Here is a 22,331-nt window from a genome sequence, read left to right on the forward strand (position 1 = left end):
CATGGGATTCCTCAAGCCTGCGCCGGAGCCGATGCCGGCCGCCGAGTTCCTCGCTCTGCCGTTCCTGGAGCGGATCCGCGTCCTCAGCACCAACTGGGTGACCGAGGGCTTCAACACCCCGCGGATGCTGCACGTCGTCTACATCCTGAAGATGCTGGGCCTCTACTTCGCCGTCGGGCTGGCCATCACGTCGTGGACCACCGACCACGTGGCGTTCTCGGACCCGAGCACCTGGTTCGACAACATCGTCGTCTACCAGAAGCTGGCGATCTGGCTGATGCTGCTCGAGGTGATCGGCCTCGGCGGCGCCTTCGGCCCCCTGTGCGGCCACTTCGTGCCGATGCTCGGCAACATCCGCTACTGGCTGCGGCCGGGCACCATCCGGATGGCCCCGTGGGGCCGGCACGTCCCGCTCACCGGCGGCGACGAGCGCACCGTCGGCGACGTCGTCCTGTACGTCGCCGTGCTGGCCAGCCTCGTCCTCCCGCTCGTCGTGCACGCCGAGGCGGTGCCGTTCGTGCCCCCCGGGACCGGACCGCAGGAGCTGGTGCCGCCGCTGGCGTTCCTGCCGATCCTGGTGACGATGCCGCTGATGGGACTGCGCGACAAGGTGGTCTTCCTGGCCGCCCGCTCCGAGCAGTACCTGCCGATCATGCTCTTCTCCGCCACCCTCGGCGCCCTCGCCCTGCGCGACGGCGCCACCTCGGCCGACTTCGTCGACCTGGTCGTCGCCTTCAAGATCATCATCTGCATCGTGTGGATCGGCGCCGGCGTGTCCAAGATCGGCGAGCACTTCATCAACGTCGTCCCGCCGATGGTCTCCAACTCCCCCGGCCAGCTGAACCTCGTCAAGAAGCTGCACTACCGCCGGGCACCCGACGACATCCGGCCCAGCGGCCTGGCCTGGTTCATGGCCCACGTCGGCGGCACGACCGTCGAGATCATCATCCCGGTGGTGCTCCTCACGACGGCCGACGACACGGTCGCGATGCTCGGCGCCGTGGCGATGCTGGTGTTCCACATCTTCATCACCTCGACCTTCCCGCTCGCCGTGCCGCTGGAGTGGAACGTCTACTTCGGCTACATCGCGATCGTGCTGTGGGGCGGCTTCGGCGACGGGTTCGCCGCGTCGACGTACAACATCTGGGACTTCTCCCAGCCGGCGCTGCTGCTCCCGATCTTCGCGCTGCTGCTGTTCGGCCCGGTCCTGGGCAACCTGCGGCCCGACCTGGTGTCCTTCCTGCCGTCGATGCGGCAGTACGCCGGCAACTGGGCCTCCGCGGTGTGGGCGATGAAGCCGGGTGTCGAGCAGCGGCTCAACGAGCTGCTGCTCGTCGAGACCCAGAACAGCCAGCTGCAGCGGATGCCCGGCATGACCTACACCGCGGACGAGGCGGAGATGACCGTGCAGAAGGCGCTGGCCTGGCGCTCGATGCACAGCCAGGGGCGGGGCCTGTTCTCGGTGCTGGTCGAGCACCTCGACGACCTCGAGACCCGCGACGTGCGCGAGGGCGAGTTCATGTGCAACATCCTGGTGGGCTGGAACTTCGGCGACGGCCACCTGCACGACGAGCGGCTGGTCGCCGCCGTGCAGAAGCGGCTCGGGTTGGAGCCGGGCGACCTCGTCGTCGCCTACTGCGAGTCGCAGGCGACGCCGTGGCGCACCTCGCGGCCGCAGGAGTACCGGGTGATCGACGCCGCTCTCGGCGTCGTCGAGCGGGGCAGCTGGGACGTGCGCGAGTGCGTCAAGGAGCAGCCGTGGCTGCCCAACGGGCCGGTGCCGCTGCAGGTCGGCTGGACCGCGCCCGGGTACCGTCGCAAGGATGCCGTCTCGTGAGCAGCCGATGACCACCGCCGTCGTCGTGGGCAGCGGGCCCAACGGGCTCGCCGCCGCCATCCGCCTCGCGCAGGCCGGTCTCGCCGTCACCGTGGTCGAGGCGCACGACCGGCCGGGCGGCGGGACACGCACCAGCGAGCTCACCCTGCCCGGGCTGCTCCACGACGACTGTGCGGCGTTCCACCCCACCGGTGTCGCCTCTCCGTTCTTCGCCTCGCTCGGCCTGGAGCGGCACGGCCTGCGCTGGCTGTGGCCCGAGGTCGACCTGGCGCACCCCCTCGACGACGGGCGGGCCGGGATCGCGGCACGCGACATGTCCCTGTCGGCGGAGTCCCTCGGTGACGACGGCCCGCGGTGGCGCCGGATCTTCGAGCCGATCGTGCGCAGGTTCGACGACCTCATCGCCGAGGTCTTCCAGCCCGTGGTGCACGTGCCCCGGCACCCGCTGACCCTCGGCCGGTTCGGGCTGAAGGCGCTGATGCCGGCCACGTGGACCGCCGCCCGGTTCGGCGACGATCCGGCCCGGGCGCTCTTCACGGGCGTCGCGGCACACGCCTTCGGCCGGCTCGACACCCCGCTGAGCGGGTCGGTCGGGCTGATGCTGACCGGCACCGCGCACGCCGTCGGCTGGCCGGTCGCGGAGGGCGGCACGGAGTCGATCACGCGGGCGTTGCTGGCCGAGCTGGCGTCGTACGGCGGGCGCGTGGTGACCGGCGTACGGGTCACCTCGCTCGACCAGCTGCGTGACCTGGTCGGCTCGGCGCCCGAGGTGGTCGTGCTCGACACCGCGCCGGCGGGCGTGCTCGACATCGTGGGCGACCGCCTCCCCGCGCGGGTGCGCCGATCGCTGACCCGCTACTCCTACGGGCCGGCGGCCTTCAAGGTCGACCTGGCGATCGAGGGCGACATCCCGTGGACCAACGAGGCCTGCCGCCGCGCGGGGACCCTCCACCTCGGCGGCACGGCCGAGCAGGTCGCCGCCATCGAAAAGGGCACCGTGCGCGGGAGGATGGCCGACCAGCCGTTCGTGCTGCTCGGCCAGCAGTACCTCATCGACCCGTCGCGCTCGTCGGGCTCGGCGAACCCGGTCTACGCCTACGCGCACGTGCCGCACGGCTACACCGGCGACGCGACCGAGGCCGTGCTCGGGCAGGTCGAGCGCTTCGCACCCGGCTTCCGCGAGCGGGTGCTGGCCGTCGCCACCCGCGGCCCTGCGGAGTGGGAGGCCTACAACGCCAACTACGTCGGCGGCGACATCTCCGCCGGCGCGAACACCGCCCGGCAGATCGCCTTCCGGCCACGTCCTGCCCTGGATCCCTACTTCCTGGGTGTCCCCGGGGTCTACCTGTGCTCGTCGGCCACGCCTCCCGGAGCCGGGGTGCACGGGATGGGTGGCTTCCACGCGGCCGAGGCGGCGCTCAGCCGATTGCGCTGAGCGCCTTCGCCACGCGGTCCGGGTCGTCGTGCCGCAGCCAGGTGATCCGCGGGTCGTTGCGCCACCACGCGAGCTGGCGACGTGCGAACTGGCGGGTGGCGACGGTCGTCCTCTCGATCGCGTCCTCGACACTCATCTCGCCGGCGAGGACGGCGATCGCCTGCCGGTATCCGATCGCGAGTGCGGCGGTGCGTCCCTCGGCCAGGCCCTCCCCCAGCAGCCGCTCGACCTCGTCGAGCAGGCCGTCGTCGAACATCTGTCGCACGCGTACGGCGATCCGCTCGTCGAGGACCTCGCGGTCGATGGCGACGCCGAGCTGGACGGTGTGCGGGTCGACGTACTCCTGGACGGGGAGGTTGGCGCTGAACGGGGCGCCGGTGATCTCGATGACCTCGAGCGCACGGACGACGCGACGACCGTTCTCGACCTCGATCCGCTCGGCCGCGACCGGGTCGAGCTCGCGCAGACGGGCGTGCAGGGCCGGGCTGCCGACCTCGGCGAGCTCGGCCTCGAGCCTGCCCCGGACCGCGGGGTCGGTCCCGGGGAACTCGAAGCGGTCGAGGATCGCCCGCGTGTAGAGGGCCGACCCGCCGACCAGGACCGGCGTCACGCCCCGCTCCCGCAGCGAGCCGATCGCCGCACGCGCCCAGCCCTGGAACTCCGCGACGGTGGCGGGATCGCGGACGTCGAGGGTGTCGAGCAGGTGGTGCGGGATCCCGCGGCGCTCGGCGAGCGGGAGCTTCGCCGTGCCGATGTCCATGCCGCGGTAGACCTGCATCGCGTCGGTGTTGACCACCTCGCCGCCGAGCGCCTCGGCGAGGTCGAGCGACAGCGACGTCTTGCCGCTGGCCGTCGGCCCGACGATCGCGACGATCGGAGGCGTGGTGGACGTTCCCGGCATGGGATTAGTGTGGCAATGACCCCCATCGAGCGGCCCACTCGGGCCGGGACCGCGAGGAGCAGAGCATGGGATTCATGGACAAGCTGAAGGGTGCCAAGGACACCGTCGCCGAGAAGGTCGGCGAGGCGGTCGACAAGCACGGCGACAAGATCGAGTCCGGCCTCGACAAGGCGGCCGGCTTCGTGGACGACAAGACCGGCGGGAAGTACCACGACAAGATCGAGGGCGCGACCGGCAAGGCCAAGGACGCGTTGGGCAAGCTCGAGGGCGACGACGGCCCGACCGGCGAGCCGCCCGCGGCCGACACCCCGCCGTCGCCCTGATCCTCTAGGGTGACGGCGGTGGCCCAGGTCGGGCCGTCGTACTGACACCTCTGGGGGTTTCTCGTGGGCTTTCTCGACGACGCCAAGGACAAGCTGACCGACGCGGTCGACAGCCAGGGCGACAAGATCGGCGACGCGGTCGACAAGGCCGCCGACTTCGCCTCCGACAAGACCGGCGGCAAGTTCGGCGACAAGATCGACCTCGGCGCCGACAAGGCCAAGGACGCCCTCGACGCGCTCGACGGCAAGAACGACGACATCAGCTGACCGGCCACCGCCGGCAGAAGCGAGCACCTCGGTGACCGTCACGGACCCCGCAACCGGGAAGACCCGGTTCGCCGTGGTCCCCGCCTCCTACGTCTTCCTCCTGCGGGAGATCGTCTCGGGTGGCAGCACGACGGGCACCGAGGTGCTCCTGCAATTGCGGCAGGACACCGGCTACATGGACGGCTTCTGGGCCGCCGCCGCGGCCGGGCACGTCGAGCGCGGCGAGACCGCCGAGGCCGCCGCCCGACGTGAGGCGCTCGAGGAGATCGCCGTCGACGACCTCGACCTCACCTTCGTGACGGCGATGCAGCGCACGGCCCACGACCTGCCGATCGACGAGCGGATCGACTTCTTCTTCACCGCTCGCGCCTGGACCGGCGAGCCGCGCATCGTCGAGCCCGCCAAGTGCGCGGACCTGCGCTGGTTCCCGCTGTCCGCGCTCCCGGAGCCGCTGGTCCCGCACGAGGCCGTCGTCCTCGCCGGGCTGCGCACCGGCGACCTGCCGGCACTGAGCCACCACGGGTTCTGAGCCCGCCGGGGAGGACTGTCCGGCCCGCCAGCGGTTACCACCTGTCCGGGTGCTCCCTGATCGAGAGGAGAGCCATGAACCAGGAACTGCCACCCCAGCCGAAGCCGGTCGCCGAGCCGCCGGCACCGCCGCCGGGCGGTCCGCACCGGATCGAGGGGGTGGGCGGGGACGGCGCCTACAGCACCGAGCCGCGCGACCCGGACCCGTGGCTCAACCCCGCCACCGACGACGAGCTGCCCGCCGAGACGCTCACGCCCGAGGACACCGACACCGAGGCGACCCAGGGCAACCCCGACGTGCCGCCGGAGACGGAGTCACCCGCGTAGCAGTCGCGTCTCGAGCCGGGTCTCGACGGCCGTGCCGTCGGCGCCCCGCTCGACGAAGTACGCCGCCTTGCCGGCCTCCTCGCCCAACGCCTCGACCAGCTCGGTGCCGCGGTAGTGCAGGCCCACCCCGTCGTCGGTGGCGTAGCCCGCCGGCAGGGTGCCGTCCGCGACCAGCCGCTGGTAGAGCGGGCGGCGCTGCTCCTCGGAGTCGTAGTGCACCCCGTTGGACCACGGCACCAGGCCGAGCCCGTTGGTGACCGGGCGCAGGTCCGGACCGAACGAGTCGGTGGTGCCGCCGCTGTGCCAGCAGATCGACCCGGCCGAGACGCCGGTGAGCACGACGCCGGCCTCCCACGCCTCGCGCATCACCTTGCCGACACCGTGCAGGTCCCACATCGCCAGCAGCCCGGCGACGCTTCCGCCCCAGACCCAGATCACGTCCTGGGAGAGCAGGTGCTCGCGGATGTCGTCGACGTTGGGCATCGCGAACAGCGACAGGTGGTTGCCGTGGAAGCCCGCCTCCTGCGCCATGTCGTAGAAGTCGCGGACCACCGCCGGCTGGTCACCGCAGGCCGTGGCGAGGAAGCACACGCGCGGCGCCCGGCCCTCGACCCCGGCCAGATCGACGGCGTACGACGTCAGCGGCCCGACCGACCACCTCGTGCGTGCGCCGGGCACGACCCCGCCGGAGGTCGCGACGATCGTGGGAGCGTCGGCCGGCACGGTTCAGCCGCAGACCGGCGCGTCGGGCAGCGGTGCGGGGACGCCGATCGAGGGCATGCCGAGGCCGACGCCCTTCGGCGCGGGCGGCTCGGAGGTGCGGCGCTCCCACGCGTCTCCCGAGCGGGTACGACGCAGCGCGCGGACCGGGCCGTCGGCGACGAGGTGGTGCGGGGCGGCGTAGGTGACCTCGACGGTGACCATGTCACCGGGCCGCGGCGCGCCGTCGACAGCTGCGAAGTCGGCCTCGAAGTGGACCAGCCGGTTGTCGGGTGCACGGCCGGACAACCGGTGCGTCTCGGCGTCCTTGCGGCCCTCGCCCTCGGCGACCATCAGCTCGAGCTCGCGACCGACCAGCCGCTTGTTCTCCTCCCAGGTGATCTCGTTGACCAGCTCGACGAGGCGGTTGTAGCGGTCGGTGACCTCGGCCTGGTCCACCTGGTCGGGCAGCGTCGCGGCGGGGGTGCCGGGGCGCTTGGAGTACTGGAACGTGAACGCCCCGGAGAACCGCGCCTCCCGGACGACCTTGAGGGTCTCCTGGAAGTCCTCCTCGGTCTCGCCGGGGAAGCCGACGATGATGTCGGTGGTGATCGCGGCGTCGGGCAACGCGGCGCGGACCCGCTCGATGATCCCGAGGAACTTCTCCTGGCGGTAGGACCGGCGCATGTCCTTGAGGACCTTCGAGGAGCCGGACTGCAGCGGCATGTGCAGGCTCGGCATCACGTTCGGCGTCTCGGCCATCGCCTCGATGACGTCGTCGGTGAACTCGGCCGGGTGCGGGCTGGTGAACCGGACCCGCTCGAGGCCCTCGATGTCGCCGCACGCCCGCAGCAGCTTGGAGAACGCCTGCCGGTCGCCGAACTCGACGCCGTACGCGTTGACGTTCTGGCCCAGCAGCGTGATCTCGGAGACGCCCTCGGCGACCAGCGCCTCGATCTCGGCGAGGATCTCGCCGGGACGGCGGTCCTTCTCCTTGCCGCGCAGGCTCGGGACGATGCAGAACGTGCACGTGTTGTTGCAGCCGACGCTGACCGACACCCAGGCGGCGTACGCCGACTCGCGCTTGGTCGGCAGCGTCGAGGGGAACACGTCGAGCGACTCGAGGATCTCGACCTGCGCCTCCTGCTGGACCCGCGCCCGGTCGAGCAACGCCGGCAGGGAGCCGATGTTGTGGGTGCCGAAAACGACGTCGACCCACGGGGCCTTCTTCACGACGGTGTCGCGGTCCTTCTGGGCCATGCAGCCGCCGACGGCGATCTGCATGCCGGGCCGCTTCGCCTTGACCGGCGCCAGGTGGCCGAGGTTGCCGTAGAGCCGGTTGTCGGCGTTCTCGCGCACCGCACAGGTGTTGAACACGACGATGTCCGCGCAGTCGGCCTGCTGGCCCTCGGCGTCCTTGTCGAACGGGAGGTAGCCGGCGTCCTCGAGGAGGCCCGAGAGGCGCTCGGAGTCGTGGACGTTCATCTGGCACCCGTAGGTGCGGACCTCGTAGGTCCTCGGCTGTTCTGCGGTGGCGCTCATGACCGCTCTAGGGTACGGCGCACGGGCATGCCCATCCGAATCCCTCAGGGCTGCTCACCCGCGTCTGGTTAGGGTCGGGGCATGGCTGACACCGCTCCCCCCGGCTTCGTCGCCCGCAACAACGAGGTCATCGGCAGCGTCCTCAGCATCGTCGCGCTGCTCGCCTCGGCCGGCATGGGCGCCGGGCTGATGTTCGGCACCGGCACCCGTGGCGTCTCGGCGATCCTGACCGTGCTGACCGTCGCGGGCGGGGCGTTCACGCTGCTCCTGCTCGGTCTCGGTGCGGTGCTGCGCAGCGCCACGCCCGCGGCGCAGTGGGACGCCGAGGAGACGGCGTGGCGCGCCGAGCGTGGACTCGACCCGCTCACCGACGCCGAGCGCGCGGCGTCGGCGAAGGGCCAGGGCCGGGCGGCGATGCTCGCCGTGCTCGCGCTGGTCGTGGGACTGGCGCTGAGCGTGCTGCCCGACATCTTCTAGGCCGGGCGTTCGGACACGGTCCGGCAACATTGTCGTGCGGCCGGCCCTGAAGTACTAGCCGAGCATGGCCCATCGGGACTAGCGTCCACGCGTATGACCGTCACCGACGACGCTCCGGTTGACAGCAGCGCGCCCCGCTCCGGGGAGCCCCTGGTCGAGCTCGTCGACGTGCAGAAGTGGTACGGCGGGTTGCATGTCCTGCAGGACGTCAACCTGAGCGTGGGCCGCGGCGAGGTGGTCGTCGTGATCGGGCCCTCCGGATCCGGCAAGTCGACCCTGTGCCGCACGATCAACCGCCTCGAGCCGATCGACTCGGGCCGGATCCTGGTCGACGGCTCACCGCTGCCCCAGGAGGGCAAGGCCCTCGCCCGGCACCGCGCTGACGTCGGCATGGTGTTCCAGAGCTTCAACCTGTTCGCCCACAAGACGATCCTGCAGAACGTCGCGCTCGGCCCGATCAAGGTGCGCAAGCAGTCGAAGGCCGAGGCCGAGGCGCGCGCACGCGAGCTGCTCGACCGCGTCGGTGTCGCCCACCAGGCCGACAAGTACCCGGCCCAGCTCTCCGGCGGCCAGCAGCAGCGGGTCGCGATCGCTCGCGCGCTGGCCATGGAGCCGAAGGTGATGCTCTTCGACGAACCGACCTCGGCACTCGACCCGGAGATGATCAAGGAGGTCCTCGACGTGATGGTCGACCTCGCCGAGCGCGGGATGACCATGATCGTCGTGACCCACGAGATGGGTTTCGCCCGCACCGCGGCCAACCACGTCGTGTTCATGGCCGACGGCCGGATCCTCGAGACCGGCGATCCCGAGACCTTCTTCACGAACCCGGAGAGCGACCGGGCCAGGGACTTCCTCGGCAAGATCCTCAAACACTAGAAGGAGAAGCGCATGCGACTGAACAGACTGAAGGTTGCCGCGGCAGCCGTTCTCGTGGCGTCGACGCTCGCCGCATGTGGCGACGCCGGCAACGATGACGACAAGGGCATCGATGTCGACGTCAAGAAGGACGCCGCGTCACAGTTCGACGAGGGCACCCGGATGCGGGAGCTCGCCGATGCGGGGAAGATCAAGATCGGCGTGAAGTACGACCAGCCGGGCATCGGCTTCAAGGGGGCCACCGACGACGCCCCCTCCGGCTTCGACCCGGAGATCGGCAAGATCCTCGCAGCCAGCCTCGGCATCGCACCGGAGGACATCGACTGGGTGGAGACCATCTCGGCCAACCGCGAGTCCTTCCTGCAGAAGGGCGAGGTCGACCTGGTCATCGCGTCCTACTCCATCACCGACGACCGCAAGAAGGTCGTGGGCCAGGCCGGTCCCTACTACGTCACCGGCCAGCAGCTGCTGGTGAAGTCGGACAGCGAGATCGCCTCCCTGGACGACGTGAAGGGCACCGAGGTCTGCTCGGTCACCGGCTCCACGTCGCTGGCCAACATCGAGGCCGAGGGCGCAACGCCCCGCGGCTTCGACACCTACTCGGAGTGCGTCGACCAGGTTCTCAACGGCTCGGTCGACGCCATGACGACCGACGGCGCGATCCTGCTCGGGTACGCCGCCGAGCACCCCGACGAGCTCAAGGTGGTCGTCGACCCGTTCTCCGAGGAGCGCTACGGCGTCGGCTACTCCCTCGACCACCCGGAGATGTGCCAGTGGATCGAGGACACGATCAAGGCCGCCCAGGACGACGGCGACTGGGCGAAGGCCTTCGAGGTCACTCTCGGCAAGTCGGGCGTCGACACGCCCGAGCCGCCGGAGATGGACCCCTGCGCCTGACCATCGGCCGCCAGCGGGCCCGGCACGCGGTGCCGGGCCCGCGACGGGCCTGACCGAACGAGAAGGAGGGACGCCGACGTGGAGGACGTGTTCTCCCACTTCGACCTGGTGTTGAAGGCGTTCTGGCTCACCGTCCAGCTCGCCTTCCTCTCGGGCGTCGCGGCGCTGGTCCTGGGCACCGCCCTGGCCGCCATGCGGGTCGGTCCGATCGCGGTGCTGCGGTGGGTCGCCGCGACGTACGTGACCCTCGTGCGCAACACACCGCTGCTCGTGATGTGCGTGTTCGTCTTCTTCGCCGCGCCCAACACCGGGCTGCTGACCGGCGCTCCCTACGTGCTCAAGGGAACGATCGCGGTCAGCCTCTACACCGCACCGTTCGTCGCCGAGTCCCTGCGCGCGGGCGTCAACGCGGTCCCGCTGGGCCAGGCGGAGGCGGCCCGGGCGATCGGCATGACGTTCGGGCAGAACATGCGCCACGTCGTGCTCCCGCAGGCCTTCCGGGCGTCGGTCCCGCCGCTGGCGAGCACGCTGATCGCAATGACCAAGAACACCTCGGTCGTCGCGGTGTTCGGGCTGATGGAGGCGACTGCCCGGATGCGGTACTTCGTGAACCGCAACGCCGACGACACCATGCTGATCTTCGTGCTCTTCGCGATCGGCTACATCGTGCTCGTCGAGCTGATCTCCCTCGGTGCCGTCGGCCTCGAGCGACGCTGGAGGGCGGCTCGCTGATGACCGGATCCGTCCTCTTCGACGCCCCCGGCCCGCGCACGATCGCCCGGCACCGGCTCTACACCGCGCTCACCGCCGCGGCGGTCGCCTGCGGACTGGCGGGAGTCCTCCTCTTCCTCGACGCGAAGGGGGAGCTGGCCTATGGCAAGTGGGAGCAGTTCGTGACGCCGAAGTACGTGCGCGCACTGCTCGTCGACGGCCTGCTCAAGACCCTGCAGATGGCCTTCTCGGCCGTCATCGGTGCGGTGCTCTTCGGCGTCGTGTTCGGCATCGGCAAGCTCTCCGACCACCGGCCGGTGCGCTGGACCTGCGCGCTGGTGGTGGAGTTCTTCCGCGCCGTGCCGGTCCTGCTGCTGATGATCTTCATCTTCTACACCTGGGGCATCGGCGACGGCTTCGGCCCGTACTGGAGCGTGGTGCTGGCCCTCACCCTCTACAACGGCGCCGTGCTCGCCGAGGTCTTCCGTGCGGGCGTCCTGGCCGTACCCTCGGGGCAGGGCGAGGCGGCGTACGCCATCGGCATGCGCAAGACCCAGGTGATGACGCTGATCCTGCTGCCGCAGGCGGTGAAGATCATGCTGCCGGCGATCATCAGCCAGTGCGTGGTCGCCCTCAAGGACACCAGCCTCGGCTACTACATCGTCGCCCCGGGACTGACCTACATCGGGAAGGCCATGTGGACCGAGTTCCCCGGCACGCACCTGCAGACCGCGGTCGTGCTCGCCTTCCTCTACATCTCGGTCAACCTGGTCCTGACCGTCATCGCGACCTGGGTGCAGAGGAAGTTCGTCGGCGAGCACAAGCCGCTCGAGGTCGGGATGACCGCGCTCACCACGCAGGCGAGCACGATCCCCTGACCGCGGCGCGGGTCACTTCTTCTTGCTGGTCACCCACAGGTTGATGGTGCCCTCGATGACGACGGTGCCGTCGGCGAGCTCGCCGCGGACCCGCACGGGCAGCTCACCCTCGGCGGTGTCCCACTGCTCCTGGTCGGTCTCGGCGATGCAGGTGACGTCGCCGGTGGCCTTGGCCGTGTAGCTGACGGTCATGCCCTTGGGGATCCAGCGCTTGGTGCTGGGGATCGTGGCCTCGGCGAGGCCGCCCATCGCCATCTCGAGGCCGTTGCACAGAGCGATCGCGTGGACCGTGCCGATGTGGTTCTGCACGCTGCGGCGCTTCGGGATGACCACCGACGCGTAGTTGGGGCGCAGCTCGGTCACCCGCGGGTGGATCGTGGCGAAGTACGGGGCCTTCTGGCTGAACGCGATCGAGAAGACGCGCTTGCCGAGGGTGCCGCCGACCACGGGGAGGTTCGTCGTGGTCTTCCAGAGGCTGTGGACCTGGGTCATGGACCCAACATTACTCGCCGGTAACCTCCAGGGCGAGTCTCGTCAGTGCTTCGTGCCCACGATCACACCGCCGGGGCCCACCCCGACCTCGATCGGCAGCCCGGGCAGGGCGACGTCGATCGTCACGCCGTGCCGGCCGTCGCCCGGCAGGGTGATGGTGACCGGTCCGGCACAGATCCGGCGATCACCGCACTCGGTCGGCTTCGGCTGGCTGGTCGGCGGGGCGTCGGTCGGCGGGGTGCTCGGCGGGGTGCCCGGCGGGGTGCCCGGCGGGGTGCCGGGGGCGCTGGCCGGCGATGCCGGCGCGGAGTCGCCGGCCGGCGGGGCGGTGGGCTTCGGAGCGGGTACGTCGACCGGGTCCGGCGTGCCGGGCGGCGGCGTCGCCGCGGCCGCCGGGGAGGTGGCGACCGGCACGGCCGGGTCGGGGTCGCCCGGCGCGGGCTGGGCCGCCGGCGGGTCCGCCGGGTCGATCGGGGCGTCGCTCGGCGTCGCGACCACCACGGGACGCGATGCCGCGGGCGAGCGGTCGGGCTCGTCGTGGCCGCCGAGCGCCGCGAAGGCACCGGCGGCGACCGCGGCCACCGCGACCGCGGCGGCGACCGCCACGGCCGGACCACCGACACCCGACGCGCCACCCGACGCGCCACCCGACGCGCCGCCGGCACCGCCCGCACCCCCGGTGGTCGTGCCGGTGGTGGCTGCTCCGGCAGCGGCTCCGCCGGCCGCCGTACCTCCGGCCAGCCAGAGCAGGCCCTTGCCGCCGGCGGGTACGGCGAGCAGCACGATCGGCAGCACGTGGACGGCGAGCTTCTGGTTGACGCGGTCGACGACGAGGAAGGCGCTCCGGCAGGAGGCACAGCCGTCGAGGTGGGCGCCGAACTTCTGCTCGGCGCGGGCTCCGAGGTCGCCGCGGGCGTACTGGCTCATCCGGTGGTGGACCCAGCGGCACTGCTCGCGAGCCGGCTCGGGGCCGGCGTGCAGGTCGAGGTAGGCACGCTTGAGGCCCTCGCGCGCGCGGTGCGCGAGGGAGGAGACGGCGCGCGGCTTGAGGTCCATCAAGGTGGCGACCTCGGCCGGCTTGCGGCCCTCGACCTCGACGTGCCACAAGACCTTGCGCCAGCTCTCGGGGAGCGTGGCGAGCGCGTCGACGGCGACGGACTCGTCGAGCCCCTCGACGGCCTCCTCGGGGGTGACCTCGGCGGTCTCGGCCTGCTCGAAGAGCCACGGCTGGTCCGAGGCGACCGACTCGCGCCGCGAGCGCAGCCCGTCGCGGTAGCCGTTGCGGATGGTGACGTGGAGGTACGAGCGGAAGCTCGAGGTCGGGCCTCTGCCGGCGCTGAGCTGGCCGAGCACCCGCGAGAACGACTCGGCGACGAGCTCCTCGGCGGCCTCGGCGCCGACCAGGATCCGGGCGAGGTGGCGAGCGCCGTCCACGTGGTCGCGGTACAGCTCCTCGAACGCAGCGGTGTCGCCCGAGCGCACCCGCCCGAGGAGCTCCTCCTCCGGGGTGCGGGACGCGTCCTCGCCCATCGGTTCCTCCGCCATGGTTCCTGTGCCTTCTGCCCGCGCTCGAACGCCGCGGGAGTGTCCGCGACGCCCTGTCCAACGAGCGAGCGCCTCCGATGATGCACCGAATCGGAAAACTTTCCATCTCGTCGCGAAAACCGCGTGATGTTCCGCCCCGCGCTCCGTCCAGTTCGGTGACAGCCCCGCCCGGGGACCTGCTCGGACCGATCGGAGACAGATGAGCACGACGCGCTCCACCGCCGCGCGCGGCGCCCGTCCGCTGCCGCCGGTCGTCCCCCTGGCCCCGCGCTCGCTCGCCCGGCGTGCCGCCGTCCTGCAGGCGCGGGTGCGCGTACGACGCACGTTCGGCGTCGCGCACGAGGAGCTGTTCCTCGACGTCATCGACGACACCCTCGCCCGCACCCACGGCGTGCACAGCGAGGACCACGCCACCTGGGCCCGGCTGATCGCGCTGGTCGAGGAGCACCGCGACCTCTCGCACACGCTCCCCGCCTGCGCCGCCACGGCCAACCTGGTCGGCCTCGCCCTGTTCGGCGGGCTCGAGGACCACACCGCGCTGACCGCGCTCGCCGACGAGCTGGGCCACGTCCGGCTGGCCAGGCTCCAGCACCGCTACGGCACCGCGCTCGAGACCGACTCCCGGCTCCCGCTGACCACCACCGCGATGCGCCGGATGCTCGTCCCCCGCATCGGCCGCCGCCTCGGCGCCCGCCCGCGGACCCCCGCTCTCGACGAGGCGTTCGACGACACGCGCCTGCGTGCCGCGCACGCCCTCCTGGTCCAGGGCATCGACCGGGACTGGACCGTGCCGACGCTCGAATCCGTCGACGAGCTCGCCGACATCGTGGCCAACGGAACGATCGCCGAGTGGCGCCACCACCTCGCGATGGTCCTCGCGGACCCCTGGTCGCCGTACCCGGACCGGATCGTGGACCTCGCCCGCCAGGTCGGCCGCGCGCAGGCCGCGGTGGTCGCCGCGCTCGTCGAGCTGTGCCGTGACCAGCAGGTCGCAGCCGCCGACCGGACGCGGCCGCACCCTGCGACCCAGCGGTACCGATACCCGGGCGGCCGCGTCGCACCATGAGCTGCCGAGGCGGCTGCAGCGTCGAACCGATCCGGCTGGGGGGCGGGGTGGAACGACCGGGGTCCGAAGCATCTGGGGGGTGCTGCGGGCCCGACGACCCGGACAGGGACTGCAGTCGCCTCGGCGTACCAGCCACGACCAGGGTGGGAGCAACAGTCGCCGGGGTTCCCCGGAGGGAGGGGAATCCCGGCGGCTGCCTCGTCCCTCGTCGTCAGGCGGGGGTGCGGGCGACCACGAAGATCCGCCGGAACGGCAGCACGACGCCGTGGCCGTCGTCCGGGTAGGCCGCACGAAGTCGCGCCTTGAGCTCGTCCTCGAACCGGGCGCGCAGGTCCGTCGGCAGCGCTTGCAGCGTCGGGCGCGCGCCGGTCCCCGACACCCACGTGAAGACCGGGTCCTCGCCGTGGAGCACGTGGAGGTAGGTCGTCTCCCACGCGTCGACCTCGCAGCCGAGCGCCTGGAGCGCACGCAGGTAGACCTCGGCACGGTGGGCGTGCGGAGCGGCGACGCCGGCCGTGTGGACGGCGTACGGCGGCTCGGCGGCGAGCTCGGCGCGCAGCGTGTGGCTGGGCTCGTCGTGGTTGCCCGGGACCTGGAACGCCAGCCAGCCGCCGGGCTTCACGGCGCCCACCAGTGCCGGCACCAGGTCGAGGTGCTCGGGCAGCCACTGCAGGGTCGCGTTGGAGACGAGGACGTCGACACCTCCGGGTTCGGCGGCTGCCAACCAGTCACGCAGGTCGGCCCTGTGGAAGGACACCCGTTCTGCGGCCGAGCTGTCGGAGGCGGCGCGGATCATGGCCTCACTGGAGTCGACACCGGTGATCGCCGCCGCCGGCCAGCGATCAGCGAGGAGGGAGGTGAGGTTGCCAGGTCCACAACCGAGGTCCACCACGACGTCGGGATCGACGGCTGCGACCCGACCGACGAGGTCGAGGAACGGGCGCCCGCGCTCGTCCGCGTAGGTCAGGTAGCGGTCGGGGTCCCAGGCCGGGCTCGACTGCGTCATGGGCGCGCTCCGACGTGCAGGTGCTCGAGGATCCGGGCGTTGACGACGTCCGGCCGCTCGAGCTGCAGGAAGTGCCCGGCGCCGTCGATGACGGCGACGCGGCTGCCGGCCGGCAGGCGCTCGCCGATCCGTCCGGCCCAGCGCACGTCGAGGCAGCCGTCGTCGGCTCCGTGCAGGTACAGCAGCGGCACCCGGGGTTCGCGGGTCCACTCGTGCGCGAGCGACTGGTACCGCGCCGGGGTCTGGCGCAGCCGCCGCTGGGCGCGGTAGTAGCCGATCACGGCCGCCTTGCGGGCCTCGTCGGGTACGGCCGCCGCCAGGTGGGCCAGGTCCTCGGTCGGGTCGTGGTCGGGCGACCAGCGGCGCCACAGGTGGGCCACCAGGTCGTCGAAGCGCTGCTCGGGCAGCCGGGGCAGCTGGTTGAAGAGCGTGTACCAGCTCAGTCCTGCCTGGCGCGGCAGGATGCGCAGCCACCGGGCGAGGTCGTCGCGGCGCGGGTTCATCACGGAGAGCGGAGGGACGGCCAGCGACACGATCGCGCCGTACGGGTTGGCCGGCGAGGCCGCGATGCCGTTGGCGGTGATGGCTCCCCAGTCGTGCCCGACGAGCACGGCGCGGTCGTCACCGCCGTGCACCCGGTGCAGCGCGAGGGCGTCGTGCATGAGGGCAGGGACGTGGTAGCTGCGGTCGGCGGGGATGCCGCTGGGGGCGTAGCCGCGGGTGAAGGGGGCGAGGACGCGGTAGCCGGCACCGACGAGCGCCGGGCCGAGGTGCCGCCAGGTGTGGGCGGTGTCGGGGAAGCCGTGCAGGAGGACGGCCAGCGGCCGGCCCCGGTCGTCGGGGTCGCCCCAGACCAGGCTCGTGAGGGCGACCGGGCCGAGGTCATCAGTGCGCGTGTCCACGAGGCCGACCCTACGCTCGATTTATCTTGACATCAAGATTCTCGACTCGTGAGATATGGTGAGGGCATGCGGGACGAGGTGGACGAGCTCATCGAGGCGTGGGCGCGCGAGCGCAGCGACCTCGACCTCGGCCCGGTGTCCGTGTTCAGCCGGATCTCCCGCCTTGCCCACCACGTCGACCGGGCCCGGCGGCACGCGTTCACGACGCACGACATCGAGTCCTGGGAGTTCGACGTGCTGGCGGCGCTGCGCCGCGCGGGCGAGCCGTACGAGCTCTCCCCCGGCCGGCTGCTGCGCGAGACGCTCGTGACCAGCGGGACCATGACCAACCGCGTGGACCGTCTCGCCACCCGCGGCCTGGTCGAGCGGCACCCCGACCCGACCGACCGTCGCGGCGTGCTGGTCCGGCTCACGCCGGACGGCAAGGACGCGGTCGACGGCGCGTTCGCCGCGCTGCTCGACGCCGAGCGGGAGCTGCTGACCGGGCTCTCGCCCGACGACCAGGCCGACCTCGCCGGCCTGCTCCGGCGACTCCTGGTCCCGTTCGCCGGCTGACGCCCGGACCCGCCCGTTCGGGAGCGTGCGCCGCCCCGGGGACCAGAGCTACTCGAGCAGCTCGGCGGCCTCGAGCCACTCCAGCTCGGCCGCCTCCTTCTCCTCCTGGAGGGCGGTGAGCTCGACCCCGATCGCGGTCAGCCTCTCCGGATCGGTGGCGTGAGCGGCGAGGTCGGCGGTGAGCTCGGCCTCGCGGGCGGAGAGGCGCTCCAGGACCTTGTCGAGCCGGGCGACGGTCTTCTTCGCCGCCCGCTCCTCGGCCGAGCCCGACTTGGCCTTGGCCGAACCGGGTCGCTCGAGCCGTTCGATCGAACGGTCCGATGGCGTGTCGAGGTGCATCGCCTGGGCGCGGCGCTCGAGGTACTCGTCGACGCCACGGGGCAGCATCGAGATCTGACCGTCGCCCAGCAGGGCCCAGACCGAGTCGGTGACCCGCTCGAGGAAGTACCGGTCGTGGGAGACCACGACGAGGGTGCCGGGCCAGCCGTCGAGGAAGTCCTCGAGGACGTTGAGCGTCTCGATGTCGAGGTCGTTGGTGGGCTCGTCGAGCAGGAGCACGTTCGGCTCGGTGAGCAGCAGCCGGAGCAGCTGGAAGCGGCGGCGCTCGCCACCGGAGAGGTCACCGATGCGGGCGGTGAGCCGGTCGCCGGTGAACCCGAAGCGCTCGAGCATCGAGGTCGCGGAGATCTCGCCGTCGGCGGTACGGGTGACCCGGCGGATCGACTCGACGGTGGCCAGGACGCGGGCCTCGGGGTCGTCGAACTCGACGTTCTGGGACAGGTGCTGGAGGGCGACCGTGCGACCGTGGCGGACCTTGCCGGCCGAGGGGGCCGCCTCGCCGGAGAGCAGGGAGAGCACCGAGGTCTTGCCGGCGCCGTTGACGCCGACCAGGCCGACCCGGTCCCCCGGTCCGAGACGCCAGGTGGCGTGCGAGAGGAGCTGGCGGGTGCCGCGGGAGAAGTCGACGTCCTCGATGTCGATGACGTCCTTGCCGAGCCGCTGGGTCGCGAACTTCTGCAGCTCAAGGCGGTCGCGGGGCGGCGGGACGTCCTCGATGAGCGCGTTGGCGGCGTCGATGCGGAACTTCGGCTTGGAGGTGCGGGCCGGGGCGCCGCGGCGCAGCCAGGCGAGCTCCTTGCGGACCAGGTTCTGCCGGCGCTGCTCGGAGGCGGCGGCCTGGCGCTGGCGCTCCGCCTTGGCGAGCACGAAGGCGGCGTACCCGCCCTCGTAGAGGTCGACGACGCCGTCGTGGACCTCCCAGGTCTGCTGGCACACGGCGTCGAGGAACCAGCGGTCGTGGGTGACCACGACGAGGGCCGACGAGCGGGACGCGAGGTGCGCGGCGAGCCAGGCGACGGCCTCGACGTCGAGGTGGTTGGTGGGCTCGTCGAGCACGATCAGGTCGTGGTCGCCGAGCAGCAGGCCGGCCAGGGCGCACCGGCGACGCTCGCCACCGGACAGGCCGTGGACCGCACGGTCGAGGTCGACGCCGGCGAGGAGCACGTCGACGATCTCGCGCAGGCGGGCGTCGGCGGCCCACTCGTGGTCGGCCTTGCCCTGGAGCACGACCTCGCGCACGGTGTGCGTGTCGTCGAAGTCGTCCTGCTGGGAGAGCACCCCGAGGAGCAGTCCGCGCTGGCGCGAGACCCGGCCCTCGTCGGGCTCCTCGGTGCCGGTCATGATCCGCAGCAGCGTGGTCTTGCCGTCGCCGTTGCGCCCGACGATGCCGATCCGCTCACCGGCGCCGACGCCGAGGGAGACGTCGGTGAGGAGCGGGCGGATGCCGTAGGACTTGGAGACCCGCTCGAGGTTGAGCAGTGAGCGCGGCTCAGCCATAGGTCACCACGTGGGCGCCGGCGACGGGACCGGGGGCGAGGGTGCAGCGGTGGCCCCGGGCGGTGAGCTCGGCGACGGTGGTCCGCGCCTCCTCGACGTCCTCGTGCAGCATCAGCAGGGTCGGGCCGGAGCCGGACAGCAGGACACCGTCGGGGGCCATGCTGCGCAGCTGGACCTCGACGTCGACCAGGTCGGGGCGCAGGTCGCGGGCAGCGGGCCACAGGTCGTTGGCGAGCAGGTCGCCGATCTCCTGCGGGCAGCCGCCGGCGAGCGCCTCGATCAGGGCCTCCGGGATCGGCGGCTCCCCGGGGGCGTCGGGCGAGAGCTCGTCGAAGTGGCCGTAGACCGCGGGGGTGGAGAGCCCCTCGTCGGACAGCACGACGACCCACCACACGGAGCTGGTGTCGGCGACGGGACTGACGATCTCGCCGTGGCCGGTGCCGAGGGCCGTGCCGCCGAGCAGCGCGAAGGGCACGTCGCTGCCGAGCGTCCCGGCGATGCGGAGCAGGTCCTCGTCGGAGGTCTGCAGGTCCCACAGCCGGTCCAGCGCGAGCAGGGTCGCGGCGGCGTCGGCCGAGCCGCCGGCCATGCCGCCCATGACCGGGATGCCCTTGGCGATGGTGATCCGGGCGGCCCGGTCCAGGCCGTGGTGCGCGGTGAGGGCGCGACCGGCACGGATGGCGATGTTGTCGTCGTCGAGGGGTACGCCGTCGACCGGCTCGGTCAGACCGACCGCCCAGTCGTCGGCCTCGACGACGGTGACGTCGTCGTACAGCCCGACGGCCTGGTAGAGCGTCGCGAGGGCGTGCTTGCCGTCCGGTCGCAGCCCGCCGACCCCGAGGTGGAGGTTGACCTTGGCGGGAGCCCGGACCGTCACTTGCGTCATTGATCGCCCTTCGGGCCGTCGGCCGTCGCGTGGAGGGCGACCGCGATCGCCACGAACTCGTCGATCCCGAGTGCCTCGCCGCGGGTCAGCGGGTCGATGCCCGCCGTCCGCAGCGCGGCTTCCGCCTGCTCGGCACTGCCGGCCAGGGTGCGCAGCGCGCCGCGGAGCGCCTTGCGCCGCTGGGCGAACGAGGCGTCGATGACGGCGAACACCTGCTCCCGGGTGACCTCGTCGGTCGGCGGCGCGTGGTGGGTCCAGGCGACCAGGCCGGAGTCGACGTTGGGCGCCGGCCAGAAGACGTTGCGGCCGATCGCCCCGGCCCGGCGCACGTCGGCGAACCAGGCTGCCTTCGCCGAGGGCACGCCGTACGTCTTCGACCCCGGCGGTGCGGCCAGGCGGTCGGCGACCTCCGCCTGGACCATGACCAGGCCGTGCTGGAGGGAGGGCAGCAGCGCCATCAGGTGCAGCAGCACCGGCACGGAGACGTTGTAGGGCAGGTTCGCGACCAGTGCCTGCGGCGGCGGGCCGGGGACCTCGGTGACGTGCAGCGCGTCGGCGAGCACCACCCGGAACCGCTCGGCCTGGTCCGGCGCGAAGGTCCGGATCGTCGTCGGCAGCTCCTCGGCGAGCAGCGGGTCGATCTCGACCGCCGTCACCTCGGCACCGACCTCGAGCAGCGCCAGGGTCAGCGAGCCGAGCCCGGGCCCGACCTCGACGACGACCTCGCCGTCGGTGACGCCGGACTCGCGGACGATCCGGCGCACCGTGTTGGCGTCGATGACGAAGTTCTGGCCACGCTGCTTGGTCGGGCGCACGCCCAGCCGCGCTGCGAGCTCCCGAACCTCCGCCGGGCCCAGCAGCCGCGGCGCGGAGGTTTCAGGCATGGGGTCAGGCTATAGGTCTACCGCGGCAGTCCGAGCTTCGCGGCGCAGGCCGGCCACGCGCCGTAGCCGCCCGAGGCGTCGCGGACCCGGGTCGCGACCCGGATCTGCTCCTCGCGGGAGGCCTGGTGCGGGTAGCCGGTGCCGCCGTTGGCGCGCCAGGTGCCGACGTTGAACTGGAGGCCGCCGTAGTAGCCGTTGCCGGTGTTGATGTGCCAGTTGCCGCCGGCCTCGCACTGGGCGAGACGGTCCCACACGGTGTTGCCGGACTCGATGACCGGCTTGGTGCCGACCTTGACGACCTCCGGGGTCGGCTCGGCGGTGACGGTGGCGGTGAGGACGACGCGGCGCACGACCTTGCCGTTGCGCACCGTCACCTTGTAGGTCACGTCGCGGGTGCCGGGGACGCCCTCGGTGACCACCTTGGTCTGGCCCTGGTAGAGCGAGTCGTCGGAGACCTTCCGCACCGGCGCGGCCACGGCCTCGCCGGTCACCGAGCGCTCTCGCTTCTCGATGTCGGTGAACACGATCCTGTCGCCGTCGGTGACCTCGCTGCCGCGGGCGGGCTGCACCCGGTCGTGCTCGTCGAGCTCGACACCGACCTCGGCGAGTGCGTCCTCGACCGTCAGCGCGGGCACCTCGCGGGTGACCGGCGGCTGGCCGGCGAGCGCGAAGGTGAGCGTCTTGGGGGTGACGACGTCGATCTCCGCGCCGCCGCGGTCGATGTCGGCACCGCGGCTGGTGGAGAGCCGGCTGTCGGCGTACAGGACGCCGATCTCGCTGAGCGCGCCCTCGACGTCGGTCGCGGTCACCCAGTGGGTGCTGGTGACGCCGTCGACGGTCAGCTCGACCGGCCGGCGGAACCGTACGGCGATCCGGTCGCCCGCCTCGACGGAGGAGTCGACGCTGGGCTGGACGATGTCGCGGTCGGACACCTTGATGCCCTCGTCGCGCAGCACGTCGCCGACGGTGTCACCCATCGTGGAGACGGCGCGCTCCTTGCCGTCGATCGACAGCCGGACCTCGGTGGTCATCGAGGAGTAGCCCCAGGTCACCGCGGAGACCGCCAGGAGGACGGCGGCGATGGTGACCGTGAGCGCCTTGCGGCTGTTGGCCACGCGAAGGAGGGTCTCCTTCAGCGCCTGGCCACTCGTGAGCTGGGCGAGGGTGGGGTGCGCAAGTCGCACGATTCTCCGAACGTCGTACTGCCCGGGCCTCGAGCGACCAGCTCGGATCCAACCCCCCGTTGCAGCTGCGCGCGGCGGCTGCGGTGGCGGTCGGATCGGTGGTGAGCTGGTCGAGGAACTGCTTCCCGATCCCGGCCGTCAGTCATCCACGAGAACAGGGGTGCGCGGCGATCTGCAACTTGGCGAGGGCTCTCCTGGCGGGTCGCGGTGAGCGGTGTCACGCCGGCGGCGCCACATCCGTCCCACCAGTCACAGCGGCCGCCGGCTCGACACA

24 protein-coding genes are annotated in these 22,331 nt (G+C 72.0%); 13 read left to right on the forward strand and 11 right to left on the reverse strand.

The features are described from left to right. The first annotated feature begins 1 nt into the window (after nt 1). Nucleotides 2-1,837 (forward strand): DUF3556 domain-containing protein, encoded by a 1,836-nt coding sequence (locus BJ958_RS14680; protein WP_179727527.1) that lies wholly within the window; start codon nt 2-4, stop codon nt 1,835-1,837. Continuing rightward, nucleotides 1,824-3,272 (forward strand): phytoene desaturase family protein, encoded by a 1,449-nt coding sequence (locus BJ958_RS14685; RefSeq protein ID WP_246319052.1) that lies wholly within the window; start codon nt 1,824-1,826, stop codon nt 3,270-3,272. The genes BJ958_RS14680 and BJ958_RS14685 overlap by 14 nt, the downstream gene beginning before the upstream one ends. On the opposite strand, the gene miaA is transcribed toward BJ958_RS14685, so the two are convergent. Next, complete coding sequence (gene miaA / locus BJ958_RS14690) at nt 3,256-4,173, reverse strand: tRNA (adenosine(37)-N6)-dimethylallyltransferase MiaA (RefSeq protein ID WP_179727530.1); 918 nt, start codon at nt 4,171-4,173, stop codon at nt 3,256-3,258. The two genes, BJ958_RS14685 and miaA, sit on opposite strands and share 17 nt — an antisense overlap. A gap of 65 nt (nt 4,174-4,238) precedes the next feature. Here miaA and BJ958_RS14695 point away from each other — a divergent pair, with 65 nt between their 5' ends. The 4 genes from BJ958_RS14695 (at nt 4,239) to BJ958_RS14710 (ending at nt 5,618) form a co-directional block, all read left to right on the forward strand. Beyond that, nucleotides 4,239-4,496: an antitoxin gene (locus BJ958_RS14695; protein WP_179727531.1), complete on the forward strand. Its 258-nt coding sequence runs from the start codon at nt 4,239-4,241 to the stop codon at nt 4,494-4,496. A gap of 63 nt (nt 4,497-4,559) precedes the next feature. Continuing rightward, nucleotides 4,560-4,763 (forward strand): Rv0909 family putative TA system antitoxin, encoded by a 204-nt coding sequence (locus BJ958_RS14700; protein ID WP_179727533.1) that lies wholly within the window; start codon nt 4,560-4,562, stop codon nt 4,761-4,763. A gap of 31 nt (nt 4,764-4,794) precedes the next feature. Then, nucleotides 4,795-5,292, forward strand: coding sequence for an NUDIX domain-containing protein (locus BJ958_RS14705; RefSeq protein ID WP_179727535.1), 498 nt, complete (start codon nt 4,795-4,797; stop codon nt 5,290-5,292). Between the two features lie 74 nt (nt 5,293-5,366). After that, nucleotides 5,367-5,618, forward strand: coding sequence for a hypothetical protein (locus BJ958_RS14710; protein WP_179727537.1), 252 nt, complete (start codon nt 5,367-5,369; stop codon nt 5,616-5,618). Here the strand turns inward: BJ958_RS14710 and BJ958_RS14715 are convergent. Together BJ958_RS14715 and miaB are read right to left on the reverse strand one after the other, a co-directional pair. Further along, entirely contained in the window at nt 5,607-6,341 is a 735-nt protein-coding gene (locus BJ958_RS14715; RefSeq protein ID WP_179727539.1) for a Type 1 glutamine amidotransferase-like domain-containing protein, read from the reverse strand. The two genes, BJ958_RS14710 and BJ958_RS14715, sit on opposite strands and share 12 nt — an antisense overlap. A 3-nt stretch (nt 6,342-6,344) precedes the next feature. Continuing rightward, the gene (gene miaB / locus BJ958_RS14720; protein WP_179727541.1) at nt 6,345-7,859 is read right to left on the reverse strand and encodes a tRNA (N6-isopentenyl adenosine(37)-C2)-methylthiotransferase MiaB; all 1,515 of its coding nucleotides are present in this window, start codon (nt 7,857-7,859) and stop codon (nt 6,345-6,347) included. Nucleotides 7,860-7,940: 81 nt separating this feature from the next. Between miaB and BJ958_RS14725 the strand changes: the two genes are divergently transcribed. The 5 genes from BJ958_RS14725 to BJ958_RS14745 all read left to right on the forward strand — a co-directional run bounded on the left by BJ958_RS14725 (nt 7,941) and on the right by BJ958_RS14745 (nt 11,701). Continuing rightward, complete coding sequence (locus tag BJ958_RS14725; protein WP_179727543.1) at nt 7,941-8,336, forward strand: hypothetical protein; 396 nt, start codon at nt 7,941-7,943, stop codon at nt 8,334-8,336. 93 nt (nt 8,337-8,429) lie between these two features. Then, nucleotides 8,430-9,215: an amino acid ABC transporter ATP-binding protein gene (locus tag BJ958_RS14730; RefSeq protein ID WP_179727544.1), complete on the forward strand. Its 786-nt coding sequence runs from the start codon at nt 8,430-8,432 to the stop codon at nt 9,213-9,215. Nucleotides 9,216-9,227: 12 nt separating this feature from the next. Beyond that, the gene (locus BJ958_RS14735; RefSeq protein WP_179727546.1) at nt 9,228-10,112 is read left to right on the forward strand and encodes a glutamate ABC transporter substrate-binding protein; all 885 of its coding nucleotides are present in this window, start codon (nt 9,228-9,230) and stop codon (nt 10,110-10,112) included. A gap of 78 nt (nt 10,113-10,190) precedes the next feature. Further along, nucleotides 10,191-10,844 carry an ABC transporter permease subunit gene (locus BJ958_RS14740; protein ID WP_179727547.1) on the forward strand — a complete coding sequence of 218 codons (654 nt, stop codon included), beginning with the start codon at nt 10,191-10,193 and terminating at the stop codon, nt 10,842-10,844. After that, nucleotides 10,844-11,701, forward strand: a complete 858-nt coding sequence (locus tag BJ958_RS14745) for an amino acid ABC transporter permease (protein WP_179727551.1) — start codon at nt 10,844-10,846, stop codon at nt 11,699-11,701. The genes BJ958_RS14740 and BJ958_RS14745 overlap by 1 nt, the downstream gene beginning before the upstream one ends. 12 nt (nt 11,702-11,713) lie before the next feature. Here the strand turns inward: BJ958_RS14745 and BJ958_RS14750 are convergent, their stop codons facing one another. Beyond that, nucleotides 11,714-12,193, reverse strand: a complete 480-nt coding sequence (locus tag BJ958_RS14750) for a hotdog fold domain-containing protein (protein ID WP_179727553.1) — start codon at nt 12,191-12,193, stop codon at nt 11,714-11,716. 42 nt (nt 12,194-12,235) lie between these two features. Next, nucleotides 12,236-13,738, reverse strand: coding sequence for a sigma-70 family RNA polymerase sigma factor (locus tag BJ958_RS14755; protein WP_179727555.1), 1,503 nt, complete (start codon nt 13,736-13,738; stop codon nt 12,236-12,238). 199 nt (nt 13,739-13,937) lie between these two features. Between BJ958_RS14755 and BJ958_RS14760 the strand changes: the two genes are divergently transcribed. Further along, a complete protein-coding gene (locus BJ958_RS14760; RefSeq protein WP_179727556.1) occupies nt 13,938-14,804 on the forward strand; it encodes a hypothetical protein in 867 nt (288 codons plus the stop codon). Between the two features lie 211 nt (nt 14,805-15,015). Here BJ958_RS14760 and BJ958_RS14765 read toward each other — a convergent pair whose 3' ends face one another. Further along, complete coding sequence (locus tag BJ958_RS14765; RefSeq protein ID WP_179727558.1) at nt 15,016-15,810, reverse strand: methyltransferase domain-containing protein; 795 nt, start codon at nt 15,808-15,810, stop codon at nt 15,016-15,018. Then, complete coding sequence (locus BJ958_RS14770; RefSeq protein WP_179727560.1) at nt 15,807-16,712, reverse strand: alpha/beta fold hydrolase; 906 nt, start codon at nt 16,710-16,712, stop codon at nt 15,807-15,809. Before BJ958_RS14770 ends, BJ958_RS14765 begins: the two co-directional genes overlap by 4 nt. A 66-nt stretch (nt 16,713-16,778) precedes the next feature. Between BJ958_RS14770 and BJ958_RS14775 the strand changes: the two genes are divergently transcribed. Then, nucleotides 16,779-17,267 (forward strand): MarR family winged helix-turn-helix transcriptional regulator, encoded by a 489-nt coding sequence (locus BJ958_RS14775; protein ID WP_179727561.1) that lies wholly within the window; start codon nt 16,779-16,781, stop codon nt 17,265-17,267. A gap of 48 nt (nt 17,268-17,315) precedes the next feature. Here BJ958_RS14775 and BJ958_RS14780 read toward each other — a convergent pair whose 3' ends face one another. From BJ958_RS14780 to BJ958_RS28575, 4 genes are read right to left on the reverse strand one after another with little or no spacing between them, the layout of a single operon-like run. Beyond that, on the reverse strand, nt 17,316-19,103 hold the full coding sequence (locus BJ958_RS14780; RefSeq protein ID WP_179727564.1) for an ABC-F family ATP-binding cassette domain-containing protein: 1,788 nt from the start codon (nt 19,101-19,103) through the stop codon (nt 17,316-17,318). After that, nucleotides 19,096-19,989: a 4-(cytidine 5'-diphospho)-2-C-methyl-D-erythritol kinase gene (locus BJ958_RS14785; RefSeq protein WP_179727567.1), complete on the reverse strand. Its 894-nt coding sequence runs from the start codon at nt 19,987-19,989 to the stop codon at nt 19,096-19,098. The genes BJ958_RS14780 and BJ958_RS14785 overlap by 8 nt, the downstream gene beginning before the upstream one ends. Then, a complete protein-coding gene (gene rsmA, locus BJ958_RS14790; protein ID WP_179727568.1) occupies nt 19,986-20,873 on the reverse strand; it encodes a 16S rRNA (adenine(1518)-N(6)/adenine(1519)-N(6))-dimethyltransferase RsmA in 888 nt (295 codons plus the stop codon). Before rsmA ends, BJ958_RS14785 begins: the two co-directional genes overlap by 4 nt. A gap of 17 nt (nt 20,874-20,890) precedes the next feature. Further along, on the reverse strand, nt 20,891-22,057 hold the full coding sequence (locus BJ958_RS28575; protein WP_343052692.1) for a resuscitation-promoting factor: 1,167 nt from the start codon (nt 22,055-22,057) through the stop codon (nt 20,891-20,893). Nucleotides 22,058-22,331: the final 274 nt, after the last annotated feature.

Origin of the sequence: Nocardioides kongjuensis (assembly GCF_013409625.1) — a bacterium.
Classification (GTDB): domain Bacteria; phylum Actinomycetota; class Actinomycetes; order Propionibacteriales; family Nocardioidaceae; genus Nocardioides; species Nocardioides kongjuensis.

What these genes read in the sequence shown, in the direction of transcription:
- BJ958_RS14680 (WP_179727527.1), top strand. Translation starts at nt 2, where the DNA reads ATGGGATTCCTCAAGCCTGCGCCGGAGCCGATGCCGGCCGCCGAGTTC.
- BJ958_RS14725 (WP_179727543.1), top strand. Translation starts at nt 7,941, where the DNA reads ATGGCTGACACCGCTCCCCCCGGCTTCGTCGCCCGCAACAACGAGGTC.
- BJ958_RS14775 (WP_179727561.1), top strand. Translation starts at nt 16,779, where the DNA reads ATGCGGGACGAGGTGGACGAGCTCATCGAGGCGTGGGCGCGCGAGCGC.
- BJ958_RS14765 (WP_179727558.1), bottom strand. Translation starts at nt 15,810, where the DNA reads ATGACGCAGTCGAGCCCGGCCTGGGACCCCGACCGCTACCTGACCTAC.
- BJ958_RS14695 (WP_179727531.1), top strand. Translation starts at nt 4,239, where the DNA reads ATGGGATTCATGGACAAGCTGAAGGGTGCCAAGGACACCGTCGCCGAG.
- BJ958_RS14685 (WP_246319052.1), top strand. Translation starts at nt 1,824, where the DNA reads ATGCCGTCTCGTGAGCAGCCGATGACCACCGCCGTCGTCGTGGGCAGC.
- BJ958_RS14760 (WP_179727556.1), top strand. Translation starts at nt 13,938, where the DNA reads ATGAGCACGACGCGCTCCACCGCCGCGCGCGGCGCCCGTCCGCTGCCG.
- BJ958_RS14780 (WP_179727564.1), bottom strand. Translation starts at nt 19,103, where the DNA reads ATGGCTGAGCCGCGCTCACTGCTCAACCTCGAGCGGGTCTCCAAGTCC.
- BJ958_RS14735 (WP_179727546.1), top strand. Translation starts at nt 9,228, where the DNA reads ATGCGACTGAACAGACTGAAGGTTGCCGCGGCAGCCGTTCTCGTGGCG.
- miaB (WP_179727541.1), bottom strand. Translation starts at nt 7,859, where the DNA reads ATGAGCGCCACCGCAGAACAGCCGAGGACCTACGAGGTCCGCACCTAC.
- miaA (WP_179727530.1), bottom strand. Translation starts at nt 4,173, where the DNA reads ATGCCGGGAACGTCCACCACGCCTCCGATCGTCGCGATCGTCGGGCCG.
- rsmA (WP_179727568.1), bottom strand. Translation starts at nt 20,873, where the DNA reads ATGCCTGAAACCTCCGCGCCGCGGCTGCTGGGCCCGGCGGAGGTTCGG.
- BJ958_RS14745 (WP_179727551.1), top strand. Translation starts at nt 10,844, where the DNA reads ATGACCGGATCCGTCCTCTTCGACGCCCCCGGCCCGCGCACGATCGCC.
- BJ958_RS14710 (WP_179727537.1), top strand. Translation starts at nt 5,367, where the DNA reads ATGAACCAGGAACTGCCACCCCAGCCGAAGCCGGTCGCCGAGCCGCCG.
- BJ958_RS14755 (WP_179727555.1), bottom strand. Translation starts at nt 13,738, where the DNA reads ATGGCGGAGGAACCGATGGGCGAGGACGCGTCCCGCACCCCGGAGGAG.
- BJ958_RS14750 (WP_179727553.1), bottom strand. Translation starts at nt 12,193, where the DNA reads ATGACCCAGGTCCACAGCCTCTGGAAGACCACGACGAACCTCCCCGTG.
- BJ958_RS14730 (WP_179727544.1), top strand. Translation starts at nt 8,430, where the DNA reads ATGACCGTCACCGACGACGCTCCGGTTGACAGCAGCGCGCCCCGCTCC.
- BJ958_RS14785 (WP_179727567.1), bottom strand. Translation starts at nt 19,989, where the DNA reads ATGACGCAAGTGACGGTCCGGGCTCCCGCCAAGGTCAACCTCCACCTC.